At 39.1% G+C, this 15,517-nt stretch carries 1 protein-coding gene; it reads right to left on the bottom strand.

Going from position 1 to position 15,517, the window contains the following annotated elements; all coding sequences use genetic code 11:
• Positions 1 to 137: 137 nt before the first annotated feature.
• A partial coding sequence (locus BM305_RS18210) for a non-ribosomal peptide synthetase (protein ID WP_092564330.1) occupies positions 138 to 15,517 on the bottom strand: 15,380 nt, incomplete at its 5' end.

Here is a 15,517-nt window from a genome sequence, read left to right as displayed (position 1 = left end):
CCTTGCCGTTTTTGACTTTTCACATATTCTTTTTCCCATTCCGACATACTGGGCGCCTTGTCCTGAAAATAAAAATGCTCTTTTTTCCATATGTTCTTTTGTATCGCCTGCCCGACGAACTACAATTCTCCTTTCCCCTACTCACTAAAAACGGCTTTCACAATCTGCTCATATTGATTCAAAATCTGCTCTGCAAAATCTTCTGATATTTCCTTATTTATAATTTCTGTTTCCATCCATAATCTGCCTTCATTAAATTTTACGCAAAGCACCACATCTGCAAACTTTTTATAATATTCTGTAGAATCCTCCTGAAAAATGAATACTGGTACAAAACCATTCCTTCTGCTTTCTGTTAATACTTTTGGTCTTTCGTTTTTTTCAGAAGCAGCATAGAGCTGTTCTACTTTTTCCTTCCGTTCACCAATAGTTCCCCCTTGTTCCACTTCCATATCAAAGAAATAGTAATCGGAACCATTAAAACCGCAAATAGTCCAATCTTTTTGTTCAGATATCCTGCTGATCAAAAATGTATACAGAAATAAAAATACGTTGTGTCTTTCCTCGGTTCTTTCTAAACCTACTGCCTTATCTGCCAGCATTTTTTCTGCTTCCCGTCTGAATTTTCTCTTACCAGACAGTCTTCTATTCTCCGCATAAAATGCCTTTTTCGCTGATGTCTGCATACAACGAAATACCTTCTCTTTTTGCTTCTCTTCAATAAACTCTGCCAAGTCTGCAATGGTAGGATTGGCAAAGATATCGGCAACTACCATGACACCTGGATATCGTTCTTCTAGTTCCTTATGCATTTGAATAATCAGTACGGAGTCACCGCCTATTTCCATAAAATTATCATGTATTCCCACTTCGTTAACATGAAGCAGTTTTTTCCAGATATCAGAGATTTGACTCTGAACCTTTGTTACTGCCCTTTCACAACTTTCTGCCTGAATTATTTCTGGTTCAGGCAATGCCCTTCGGTTTACTTTTCCATTGACTGTTAATGGAATCGTTTCCAGCCAGACAAAGTAAGATGGTATCATATAGGATGGCAGATACTTTCTGATAAATGCCTTTAATTTTCCAGAATCTATAACAGACTCTCCGCAGTAATAGGCACAAATGACCTTGTTTCCATTGATAGAGCGGATTATGGCAACTGCCTGACTTATGCCTTGGTATTTCTGGATTGTCATTTCAATTTCACCTATTTCCACCCGATTTCCACGAATTTTAACCTGTTCATCATTCCGGCCCATAAAGCTTAAGTTCCCGTCTTCATCCCATTTCACAATATCTCCAGATTTATATGCTTTTGTTCCTGATACAAATGGATTGTCAATAAATTTTTTCTTTGTCAGTTCTGAATTTTTCCAGTACCCGTCTGCAAGACTACTGCCTGCTATTAACAATTCTCCTTTTCCTCCAGGAGGGACCAGCTTGTTTCTTTTATCCACAACATACAACGAAACCCCGTCTACAGGCTTACCAATTGGGATATTACTGTTTGATTCCGTCACCTCATAATAAGTTGTGACTACTGTGTTTTCAGTTGGTCCGTAGTTATTCACCAGCCTGTAATTCTTTTTTACAAAATAGCTTAATTTATCTCCACCTGTCAGCAAATAACGTAATGAGGTATTTTCATAGTACATAAACTGCTCACAAATCTGAGTTGGTAAAAATGCAATGGATATCTTATTTTCTTCAAAATAACCTGCTAATTTCTTTAAATCCATCCGCATTTCTTCCTCAAGTATATGAATGCACGCTCCAGCTGCGACGTAAGGGAATATCTCCCATACAGATGCATCAAATCCAAATCCAGCATATTTTGCAGCAACATCCCCACTGGTTACTTCATACTGTCTGTTATGCCAGTAAATCAAATTTGCCAATGCACCATGACTGACCATAACACCGTTGGGAACCCCTGTTGAACCTGAAGTATATATAATGTATGCCAAATCCTCTGCTGTAACCTTACTCTCCACCTTCTTGTCCGAAGGAAGTCTGTCCCATTCTACTGAGTCCGTCAGAATCACATTGCCTTCCACCAGCTTCTGAATGGATTCCCCTTTACACCTGCTGCCAAGAACTACCTGTCTGCATCCACTTTCCCTTAAGATAGCATATATTCTGTCTTCTGGTGTATTGTGATCCATTGGAAGAAAAATTGCTCCAGCCCTTAAAACTCCCAAAAGACATACTACCATTTCCAATGAGGGTTCCAGTATAACAGCAACAACTTCCTGCTTTCTCACACCTTCTTGCAATAATCTTTGTGCAAATAATTCTATCCGCTTGTCCAGTTCCTGATAAGTAATGGTCTGGTCCTTATATACAAGTGCGTTCCGCTTAGCATAGTCCAAGACTGCTTTGTCTATCAGACTACAGATAGAACCCTCTTTATTTTCTGGGACTGCCTTTGTATGATTAAAGGTTTCCAGCAGCAGCTTTTTCTGCCTCTTGCTTATGCCTTCTATTTCACCGATTTTACGTTTCTTATCCTCCGTCATTTCCTGCAAAATATCCTGCAAGCTTTCTAACAAATTGGCTATGGTAGATGCTTTGTATAAACTGGTCCGGTAGGTGATATCAATTTGAACGGCATGCTCTGTTTCGATAATGGTAAATGTCATATCAAACTTTTCCACTATTACATTTTCTTGATACTCTTCACAGGTCATTCCTTCAAAACACTTTTTGCGTCCAACTTCTTCTTTGTGGTAGGATACTACAACATCAAATAATGGATTTCGCGTGTTATCTCTTGGAACATTTAAATCTGATACCAGCTTTTCAAAAGGATACGCAGCATTTTCTGTACACTCCAGCACAGCTGTCCTGATTTCACTTATCAAGCTGGCACAACTGGATTCCTCATTAATAACTGCATAAATTGGCATTGTATTTACAAACATGCCCATCATATCATCCAGTTCATATTGATTTCGCAGAGAAACTGGAATACCCACTGTAATATCTGGCTGCTGGCAATATTTTTCTAAAAGAATCATGATTGCCGACAGGTAAAACATCTGGCTGGTTACTGACTCTGCTGCCGTAAATGCTTTTATTTTCTCATGTTCTCCGCCACTGATTACAAAGCCCTGCCGCTTTCCTTTATGATCTGTATTTTCTTTTCTTGTGTAATCAACAGGAAGCTCCATGACTGACTGGCAATCTTTCAATCGGTTTAACCAGTAGGTTCTTTCCTTTTCAATTCCTCGAGAAGCATTCCATACACAATAATCCTTATATTGAATCAGCTTCTTTTTGCCTGGCTTTTCTATATAATAATCTGTCAGTTCTGCCATCATCAAGGCCATGGTTCTTTCATCTGAAACACTATGATGCATATCGATGCATAATACTGCTTCTGTATTTATTTTAATTAATTCTGCCCGGATAAGAGGAGCCATCTGAAGATGAAAAGGACGAATAAAACTCTTCACCTCTCCTTCTAGTTCCTGTTCCTCTATTTCTTTATATTCCAGGATAAAATCAATTTGATTATGGATATACTGGACAAATTCTCCGTTCTCTTCCCCAAAGGAGGTACGGAAAATTTCGTTTTCCTCAATCAGCTTTTTAAAGGCCTTCTGCATTCGGGAAACATCTGGTACTCCTGACAGTTTCATAATAAAAGGCATATTGTAGATAATGGAATCTCCACTCATTTTTTGTAGTAGATACATCTGCTTTTGCGAAAAAGACATTGCATAAAAATCACCTTCTGGAGCACAAGGTATCCTGATTTTCTCTGTCTGTTCTTTAAATCGAAGGATTTTTGCCAGTCTGGCTGGCACAGGATTTTCAAATAACTGCCTAACTGTCAGCTGTCTGCCGGACACTTTTTCTATCTCATGCAAAAGAGAAACGGCAGTCAGTGAGTTTCCTCCTAGCAGGAAGAAATTATCCATTACACTTACTGGGCAGCAGTTAAGAACTTTTTCAAATGCATCAGTCACCATTTTTTCTACCGCATCAGCAGGAGCAATATACTTACTCTGTATCTTTTGTAAAATATCAGGTAATTTCTTTTTATCCAGCTTTCCGTTTTTAGTCATTGGAAGTTCTGTTACCTGCATTAAGTACGATGGTATCATATAGTCAGGAAGAATATTCTTTAACTCCATATAAAGATCCTCAGGCTTCTTTTCAGCCTCCGCAGTAAAATAGGCACAAAGCACGTTATTTCCTTCCTGATCCTTTCTTACAAGAACCGCTGCGTCTGCTATTTGTTCCACTTTCCTAATAGCGGCTTCCACCTCTCCTGGTTCAATTCGGAAACCGCGTATTTTTACTTGTTCATCTATTCTTCCAAGAAACTCAACATTTCCATCTGGAAGCCATCTTCCAATATCTCCTGTACGATACAGCTTTCCTTCTCCAAATGGATTTTCCACGAATTTTTCCTTTGTCAGCTCAGGTAAATTTAAATAACCACGAGCCAAACCAGGTCCTGTCACACAGATTTCACCTGGAACCCCAATTCCGCACAAATTGTTTTCTTGCAAAATGTATATTTTATGCTGATAAACTGGCTTTCCAATTGGAATTTTATGCAGTTCTTTTTCCGTTTCATATTTCCAATATGTGGTGCCCACTGTGTTTTCTGTTGGTCCATACCCATTTACAAATAATGTTTCCTTACAGCTCCTTGCCGTTTTGGCAACTGCTTCTGATCCAGCTGATATCAATACTCTTAGTCCTGCATAGTCCGTTAGCTGAGATGACAGAATAGGAGGCAGTGTTACAATTGTTATCTTTTCCTCTCTTATCACATCTGATATATATTCTGCATCAGCAACTCTGTCCTGATCCAGTATGACCAGACGGCAGCCCAGTGGAAGAGACATAATCAGTTCTGAAACAAAGGCGTCAAAGGTATTGTTGGCAAATTGCATCACCACATCACCTTCTGTAATTTTCAGATAATCTTTAAAATACCTGCACAAGTTATCCGCGCCCTTGTATTCCAGCAGTACCCCTTTAGGATTTCCTGTCGTGCCTGATGTATAAATGCAGTACATTAAATCATTTTCCTTTGCTGCCCTTTCTGGATTTTGAAATGCCTCTTGTTCCCCTTTTGTAAGTGGAATAACTTCTATCCCAGGAAAGCAGTCTGGCTGCCTTTCTTCACAATACCATAACAGGTAATTTGCCTTTACATCTGACAGCATATATTGAATCCTGTCCCTTGGCGACGCTGGGTCTATTGGAACATAGGCTGCACCAGCTTTTAATATTCCCAGAATCCCAACAATCATTTCCATACTTCTTTCTGCCAGAACAGGTATTAAGTCACCTGGCAGTACACCCAGCTTCCGAAGCTTCCACGCAATGCTGTTTGCCTTAGCATTTAATTCTCCAAATGTCATCTTCTCAGCACCATATGTCAGCGCTGTCTTATCTGCGTGCCTAGCTGCCTTCTCCTCAAACAATTCCACCACATTTCTTGTGTCAGAACATTGGTAATCCGTATGGTTAAATACCGTTTCAATTAATTGGATTTCATCTGCTGTAGCAATTGGAAAATTCTTTAGTTTTTCATGTGGTGCCGTTACTGCCTGCTCTAAAATACGGATGAAATGCCTAATCATGGTTTGTACGGTTGTTTTCTTATACAAATCCACTCTGTATACAACTTCTAAATCACAAGCATCTTCTCTGTCATTTACTACAATTGACAGATCAAATTTTGCCACATCCTCCAGCACACTTATTTCCTGGATTTTAAGCCCCCCGTTTTCTACGACAGAGGTCTCATTATTTTGTAAAACCAGCATAACATCAAACAATGGATTTCTTGAACGGTTCCGTTCTCCAGCCACTTCCTCTGCAAGCCTTTCAAATGGATACTCTTGATTTTCATAGGCTTTGAGCGCCTTCTCTTTTATTTCATCTAAAAAGGCATAAAATGTCTTGTTTCCTTCTGGTTTCCCTCTCATGGCAACGGTATTTACAAACATTCCCAGCATTTTTTCTGTGTCTTTGTGTGTTCTTCCACTAATAGATGTCCCCACAACAACATCACTTTGTCTGCTGTATTTTTCCAGTAGAACCATAGCCGCTGCCATAAAAATCATATATGTGGTTGTTCCTGTTTCCTTTGATAATTTCTTTATCTTGCTATAGATAGACTTTTCTATTTTTTGTTTTACCACATCTCCTGTATAAGTAATTTCATTTGGCCTTGCAAAATCAACTGGAAGCTCAAGTACTGGTACTTCCTCTTCAAATTCAGCCATCCAGTATGCCCGCTGACTGCTCAGGTCCCGTTTTTTCATCCATTCACTGTAATCCTTATACTGTCTTGCTGGCTCGCTTATGGTTTGTCCATAATAGTTCTTCCAGAATTCCTCATAGAAAATTCCTTCGCTGATTCCATCACCAGCAATATGATGCATATCAATCAGTAAAATTGTATATTCCGTTCTTTTCACTACTCTGGCACGAATTACATTTCCCTTTTCCAAATCAAAAGGACACACCAAGTTTGAAATCACTTCTTCCTCTGAACCTGCATCGTCTGAAATCAGTTCAAAATCTGCTTCCTGGCGAGGTTCAATTTTCTGCACCAGTTTATTCTCATAAACAAAAAACCTTGTTCTAAGAATTTCATGTCTTTCTATCATAGCTTCCAGAGCAGATTTTATTTTTTCTGGTTCTAAACCTCCATACACCTTCATAACCCTTGGCATATTGTATAAAATCCCATTCGTATCCTTCTGGGTTTCCAGATAAATACGTTTCTGGGCAGATGACATTTCATAATACTCTGCTTCTTCTGCCTGAGGAACTGGTTCATAATAAGCACATTCCTCCTGAATCAGCTTGGCAAGCTGTTCTGGTGTTGGATATAGCATCACATCTTTTATCGAAAGGCGGATACCCGTTTCTGCCTCAATTTCATTTACCAGTTTAGCAGCGCGGAGGCTATGCCCGCCCAGTTCAAAAAAGTTGTCTTTCAATCCTGTCTGCTTCACATTTAAAACCTTTTCAAATATATGGCACACTGTTTTTTCTGCTTCCGTTTCTGGTGCTAAGTATTCATTTTCTGCCACCATTTCAAGAACAGGAAGTGCCTTACGTTCCAGCTTGCCATTTTTATTTACAGGAATCGCATCAATCTGCATCATATAAGAAGGAATCATATAGTCTGGAAGATACTTCTTTAATTTCTCCCTGATTTCACTATTCTTTTTTCCTTCATTAGCTGTAAAGTAAGCACAGATAACCTTTTCTCCTTTATTATCTTCTTTTACAATAACTGCCGCATTTTGAATTCCTTCTATCCTTCTGACAGCACTTTCTATTTCTCCAAGTTCAATCCGGAAGCCTCTGATTTTTACCTGCTCATCAATTCGGCCAAGAAATTCAATATTGCCATCTGGAAGCCATCTGGCTAGATCCCCAGTGTAATAAAGCTTTCCTTTTCCATAGGGATTTGGCCTGAATTTTTCATTTGTCAGTTCCTCATCGTTTAAATATCCCCTGGCAAGTCCGTCTCCAAAAGTACACAATTCACCAGGAACTCCAATACCACAAAGAATCGTTTCATCCATAATCAATACCTTTGTATTAGCAATTGGCTTTCCAATTGGAATACCTTGAAAATCGTCTGGTATTTCATAGGTAGTGGTAAAGGTAGTGTTTTCCGTTGGACCATATCCATTTATTAGGTGGACAGCTGTTTTTCGTTCTTTAAACTTACGCACATGCTCTTCAGAAAGCTTTTCGCCTCCTATCATAAGATACTCTAAAGAATCAAATAAATCTGGAGCTTCCTGTATCATTTGGTTAAATAACGTAGACGTCATCCACATCGTATTTATTTTATTTTGTTCCATACAGCTTTTCAGCCATCGTTTATCTGTTATCTCTTCTGTATCAGCTGTTATCACTCGTCCTCCATTTAACAATGGTCCCCATATTTCAAGAGTTGACGCATCGAAGGCCATGGATCCTGTTTGAAGAACAGATATATGTTCATCCAGCTTCATAAAATTTGTGTTCTTTACCAGACGAGATATACATCTGCTTGTTACCATAACCCCTTTCGGCTTTCCTGTTGTTCCAGAAGTATATATCATATATGCCAAATCTTCTGCTTTTCTCAGCAGGGATGGATTACTTTTATTTCCCTGATATAATGCCTGGTCCCCTAAGTCCAACACTGGAACACTGGTTTCTATCTGATTTTTGTAAACAAGTAATACTTTTGGACTGCAATCCTTTAAAATATATTCTTTTCGTTGCTTTGGATATGATGTATCAATTGGAACATAGGCAGCGCCTGACTTTACGACTGCAAGTATGGCAATTATGATTTCCAGACTTTTGTCCGCCAGCAAGGCAACCTTTTCTTCTGGACCCACACCATATTCACAGAGTATGTCTGCCAGAGAATTTGCCTTTTCATTCAATTGCCGATACGTTAAGTACTGGTTTCTAAAGCCAGCTGCAATATGATCTGGTGTTTTTGCTGCCTGCCTTTCAAATAATTCTGCCACACTGGCTTCTTTTGGATATTCTGCTTCCGTTGCATTAAATTGTTCAAGAATTAACGCTGTTTCAGCTCTTGTAATCATTTGCAGCTGACCAATTTTTTTATCTGGTACCGTACAAAGCTGTTCCAAAATTACCAGATAGTGATCAAGCATAGCTTCTACGCTGGATTTTTTAAATAATTTAGTACAATATTCCAATTCAATTCGATACTCATTTCCTATGTCACAGATACTAAATGTAAGATCAAATTTGGCTGTTTTCGTCGTTAGTGGAATTTCCTCTGCTGCTATTCCTCCCAGACAAAGTGATACCTGTTCCGTATTCTGATAAGCAAATAGTACATCAAAGATTGGATTTCTTGACAAATCCCTTGTCTTCACCACATGCTCCACCAGTTCCTCAAAAGGATATTCCTGGTTTTCATATGCTCTTACACTTTTATCTTTTATTTCTTTTACAAACTGGATTCCACTCTTCCCTTTTTCTGGGTTTCCTTTTAGGGCAACGGTATTCACAAACATCCCCATAATTTTTTCTGTATTCTGATTGGTTCTGCCGCCAACAGAAGACCCTACAACAATTTCATCTTGTCTGCTATACTTAGAAAGCATCACCATAATACCTGCTAATAAAACCATGTAATCTGTTCCAGCAATTTTTCTTGCCGTATCTTTTACCAGGTTCTTGATTTTGCTCCCTGAATAAGCATTTACTATATCTCCCTCAAAGTTCTGTCTCTGGCTGCGTGGATAGTCATATGGCATATTTAACACGGGAACTCCTTCTCCAAACTCCTCAAGCCAATATGCCTTTTGATCCTCTAAATTTCTTGTTTCCATCCACTGGCTGTAATCCTTATATTGGTATTTGACAGGTTCCATTTGGTTATCTGCATATATTTCATTTAATTCCTTCCTAAATAAACCATCTGAAACACCATCACTAACAATATGATGCATATCCCTCAATAAAACATAATCCTGTTGTCTCTTTACTAGTTTTACTCGAAGAAGAGATTCCTCACTGAAATGAAATGGCTGAATAAACCTATCTATTAATTCCTGCTCTGAAATGTCTCCCTCTACCTCATACGTAAAATTGACCTTCACATCTTCATTCACTTTTTGTACTGGTTCCCCATTTTGTATCAAAAATGATGTACGCAATATTTCATGTCTGTCGACGATTTTTTGTAAGGCTGACTCAACTTTTTCAGCAGAAATATTTCCTCGAAATTTTACTATCTGTGGCATATTATAAGCTGTTGATTCTTGATCCATTTCATTAAGTATAAAAATCCTTTTTTGCACCGATGACATTGGATAGTATGGTTTGTTTTCTGCAACTGAAAATGCAGCCTTCGTTCCTTTTTCAGCAGAACTCAGTAATAATGCAAGCTTAGATGGTGTCTGACTGTCAAATACTTCTCTTACGCTAAATCTGACTGCTGTTTCTGCTTCTATTTGATTGACCAGATTAATTACCTTTAAACTATGACCTCCTAAGTCAAAAAAGTTTTCATTTGCTCCTACCTTCTGAATCCCCAGTACTTCTTCAAATATCTTACAAATCATCTCTTCTGATTTGTTTTGTGGCGCTGCCCAGCTTTCATCCCTTCCACGTTCAATCTCTGGCAGTGCTTTCTTGTCTAGTTTTCCATTCCTTGTTACTGGAACAGCCTCTATCTGCATAATGGAAGATGGAATCATATATTCTGGTAAAATTGTACGCATCCAGTCTTTGAATTCTGATAAATTAACAGCTGTATCTGATACCAGATAAGCACATATTCTGCTTTCTTCCTTTTTCCCTCTTACAATAACTGCTGTATCCTTTATTTCTCCATGCTGTCTGATGGCATTCTCTATCTCACCAAGTTCAATACGGAAGCCCCTTATTTTAACCTGCTCATCGATCCTTCCCATGTATTCAAGGGTTCCGTCTGAGAGCCAGCGTGCCAAATCTCCTGTGTGATACATTCTTCCTTCTCCAAATGGATTTTGCACAAATTTTTCACGGGTCAGTTCCTCTTTATTTAAATACCCTCTTGCAAGGCCAGTTCCGGCAATACATAATTCACCCATAGCTCCAATTGGACATAAGTTTTCCTTATCATCCACAATATAAATCTTTTTATTGGGAACAGGGATACCAATTGGTATTTTATGCTGCTGAAACGTACGGTTTAAATCCATTTCCCAATAAGTGGCGCAAACAGACCCTTCTGTCGGCCCATATTCATTTACATATCGTACTCCGTCTGGGAGTATTTTGGTAATTTCAACTGCTGCCTCAGAACCAGCGGATAAAATCAGTCGCAGACTGCGGTTATTCTTTAGATTTAAATTTAATAAATACTGTGGTGGTAAAAGCATAACCGTTACCTTCTGCTGTTTTATATATTCTTCAAACCGTCTGGGTTCCTTCCTAATCTCATCTGAAACGATACATAATTCTGCACCATTTAACAATGCCATAAATATTTCCCAGACAGAAGAATCAAAAGCAAAGCTTGCAAAGAGTAAAATTACATCTTTATTGGTAATATCATATCGTTTTGACAGGTTTTGAGTTAGGTTTACAATCCCCCTCTGTTCCAGCATTACCCCCTTAGGCTTACCTGTTGTACCAGATGTAAAAATGCAATAAATTAAATCTTCCGCTCCATGTATACTCTCCAGCCTGCAATCCTTATTGTCATATAACGCCTTATCTCCCAGTTCCAAAACCTTGTGGTTCTCCCGCAAATTATCTGACACTTCTGCCTGATAGGTTAAAATCACATAAGGCTTTGCATCTTCTATAATATACCGAATTCTTTCCTCTGGGTATTCTGGATCGATTGGGACATATGCTCCGCCTGCCTTAATTGTTCCTATTATGGCAATCATCATTTCCAAGCTTCGTTCTGCTACAATTGCTACATAATCATTTTTCTTAACCCCCAGTTCCCTTAACCAGTATGCCAGACTCTCACTTTTCTGATCTAATTCCTCATAGGTCAGGCACTCATTCCCCATAGCCACCGCCTTGCCGTATGGACTTTGCTTTACCTGCTCTTTAAAACAGTCTTCCACTGTTTTTTCCTTATCATAATCCATATCAGAAGCATTAAATTCCTCCATAATCTTCTGACGTTCCCAATCTGTCAGGAAACTAATATCTTCTATCAGCTGGTCCGGATTTGTTACAATCTTACGTAACAACTCTCCTAAATGAGCCAGCATAGACAATGCAGTATCCTTCTTATATAAATCTGTCCGGTATTCCAGCAGCCACTCGTCCTGTTGTTCACCCTCATTTATCATAAAAGTTAAATCAAACTTGGCAATCTGTTTTCCTGATTCTGTCTGCTTCATTTTAAGTCCAGCGGTCTGGGTAGTTACAGTTTCATTATTCTGCATCACCATCATAACATCAAATAATGGATTTCTTGATCGATCTCTGTTGGCTGCTACTTCCTCTGCCAGCTCTTCAAACGGATACTCCTGGTTTTCATACGCCTTTAATGCCTTTTCTTTCATTTCCATTAAAAAAGTACGAAATGTCTTCTTTCCTTCTGGTCTTCCTCTCATTGCCAATACATTGACAAACATACCAAGCATATTTTCTGTATCCTTATGGAGTCTACAGCTCATTGGAGTTCCTACTACAACATCCCCCTGTCTGCTGTATTTTCCCAGCAGAATCATAATCGATGACAAATAAACCATATACTTTGTTGTGCCAGTCCCTTTTGTCAGCTGTTCAAGTGCATCCGAAAGTTTCTGATTAATTACACATTTTTCTACAGCACCATGGTACGTCATGGTATTTGGTCTTTGGTAATCTGTTGGAATTTCTAATACAGGCGGCTCTTCTTCAAATTCCCCCAGCCAATAGGATCTCTGTTCACTCAAGTCCCTTTGTTTCATCCACTCACTATAATCTTTATACTGCCTGGACTTTCCAAGGCTTTTCCCCTCATATAACGCCCAAAGTTCTCTATAAAATATTTCCTGGCTCATTCCATCACTTACAATATGATGCATATCAATAAAAAGCAGGTGGTATCCATTACGCTCTGCCACTCTTGCCCGAATCAGATTTCCCGTTTCCAAATCAAATGGCTGAATCATATTTTGAATCAGTTGATTTTCTGGAGTGCTAAGATCCTGAAAATATGCAAAATCTAGTTCTGGACTAAACTGGATTTTTTGTACCAGTTGTTCTGATTCCCGAACAAATTTTGTCCTTAATATTTCATGCCTTTTCACCATCTCTGATAATGCCGTTTTAAATCTTTCTATATGTAATTCACCATAAACCTGCATTATCTTTGGCATATTATAAAGAATTCCTTCTTTATCCATCTGAGTTGTAATAAAGGTACGCTTTTGCACAGATGTCATTTCATAAAATTCTTTTATTTCAGCCTCTGGAATTGGCTGGTAGCATGTCTTCGTATTTTTCAAAAGCTCAGCTATCTGCTCTACTGTTGGATTTAACATAACTTCCTTTAATCGTAGCCGGACTCCCAGTTCTGATTCTATCTGATTTACAAGTCTGGTAGCCCGCAGACTGTGTCCTCCCAGTTCAAAAAAGTTATCTCTTATTCCCACCTGGTTTATACTCAATATTTCGCAAAATAATCTGCATAAAAGTTCTTCTCTTTTATTTCCTGGTGCCACATATTCATTTTCTATTGGAGCTTCTATCTCTGGAAGAGCCTTTCGATCCAATTTACCATTACGATTTACTGGTATTTCATCAATCTGCATCATATAAGCCGGTATCATATAGGATGGAAGGGATTTCTTTAAACCGTCTTTGACTTTTCTGGTTTCTATTACACCATCTTTACAAGTATAATAAGCATACATTTCCTTTTCACAATTTTGATTTTGTTTTACAATAACCGCTGCATCTTGAATCTGCTCTATTTTTCTGATTGCACTTTCAATTTCTCCCAGTTCAATCCGAAATCCTCTTATTTTTACCTGTTCATCGATTCGTCCAAGAAACTCTATGTTTCCATCTGGCAGCCATCTGGCATAATCGCCTGAATGATACAGCCTTCCTTTCTCATAGGGATTTGGACGAAACTTTTCACTTGTCATCAGGCTGTCATTCAAATAACCTTCTGCTAGTCCATCCCCATAAATACACAATTCACCTGGCACACCAATTCCACAAAGTTTATTTTCATTTATTATTACAACCTTTGTATTGGCAATAGGCTTACCAATTGGTATTCGGTCAAAGGAAGCTTTTACCTCAAAGGTCGTAGTAAAGGTTGCATTTTCAGTTGGCCCATATGCATTTATCAAACTAGTTTCTTTATTCACCTCTCTGAATTTCCGAACATGATCTTCTGAAATTTTTTCTCCGCCTGTCAGCAGATATTCCAGCCCAGCAAATAGTTCCGCATTGGTCTGTACCATCTGGTTAAATAAAGATGTTGTTAAAAACATGGTATTTACTCTATTCTTAGTAATCAGCTCACGAAGCATTTTTTCATCAGCAATCACCTCTGTTTCTGCAATTACAAGTGTTCCGCCATTCAAAAGCGTCCCCCATATTTCCAATGTAAACGCGTCAAAAGCCATGGAACCCGTCTGCAACATAACAATGTGCTCGTCCAGTTTCATGTAGTTTGAATTTTTAACCAGTCGTATAACTCCTTTTTCTGTTACCATAACCCCTTTTGGTTTTCCTGTTGTTCCTGATGTATAAATAATATTAGCTAACTTTCCAGTTTTATTTCCCTGTGGCACAGTTTCATTTTCTGCCTGATATAAGGATGCATCCTCCAAGTCCAGTGTTGGAATATGGGTTGTTACCTGGTTATGATAAAGCAGTACTAAGGCTGGATTACAATCATGGAGGATATATTGTTTTCTCTGTTCTGGATATGCCGTATCAACGGGTATATATACGCCGCCAGCTTTTACAACAGCCAGAAATGCTATTATAGTTTCCAGACTCTTATCTGCCAGTACCACGATTTTATCATCTGGTTTCATTCCATATTTACACAGTTTTACTGCAAGCAAATCAGCCTTTTCATTTAGTTCCTCATAGGTCAGTTTTTTATCTTCAAAAACAACCGCAGTATGCCTGGAATTTTTTTTCACCTGTTCTTCAAATAATTCTACAACGCTTCGATTTCTTGGATATTCTTTTTCTGTATAATTAAATTCCTGTAAAATCTTTTTCTTCTCTTCTTCCCCAGCAAGTTCTACCTTTCCCAGTGGCTCCTCTGGGTGTTCCAGCATCCATCCCAGACATTCCACATAATGCTCCAGCATCCATCTGGCGGTTTCCTCCTGGTAAAGCTCTCGGCTGTATTCCAGTGATACCTCTTCTTCCTTCTCGTTTCTTTTTATCTGAAACGTCAGTTCAAACTGCACCTCTCCTGCCCCGTCTGCCTCCAGACTGCTCTCTACTCCATTCAAGCGGTATTCCATTGCTTCCCCATCCTGCAATACCAGCATTACGTCAAACAGTGGATTCCGGGACAACTCCCTTTTTCCTCCCTTTTCCTCTGCCAGTCTCCAATAAGGGTATTCCTGGTTTTCATATCCTTTGATTCCTGTCTCTCGGATTTCCTCGAAAAAGGCTTTCACCTGTTTTTCCTTCTCTGGATATCCTCTCATTACCAGCGTATTGGCAAACATTCCGATGACCTCTTCTGTTTCCCTTCTGGTTCGTCCTGCCGCCACCGTTCCTACTGTGATATCCTCTTGTCCGCTGTATGCCCCAAGCAGTACCATCAGCCCTCCCAGCAGCACCATGTATTCCGTCATCCCATGATTCTGACAGTAATCCTTTATGTTCTCTCTTACACTCTCTGGAAGTGTTCGGCTCACCTGTCCTCCCTGACTGTCACGCAGACGCCCCCTTCCTGCATCCGTTGGCAGCTCCAGTACCTGGGCTGGTTCTTCAAATACCTGGTTCCAGTATGCCCTCTCTTTTTCCAGCTTCCTGTCCTTTGCCCAGCAGCTGTAATCCG

The organism is Anaeromicropila populeti (genome assembly GCF_900112775.1).
Taxonomy (GTDB): Bacteria; Bacillota; Clostridia; order Lachnospirales; family Lachnospiraceae; genus Anaeromicropila_A; species Anaeromicropila_A populeti.
The sequence above is the reverse complement of the archived record's forward strand: the minus strand, read 5'-3'. Positions and strand labels throughout refer to the sequence as shown.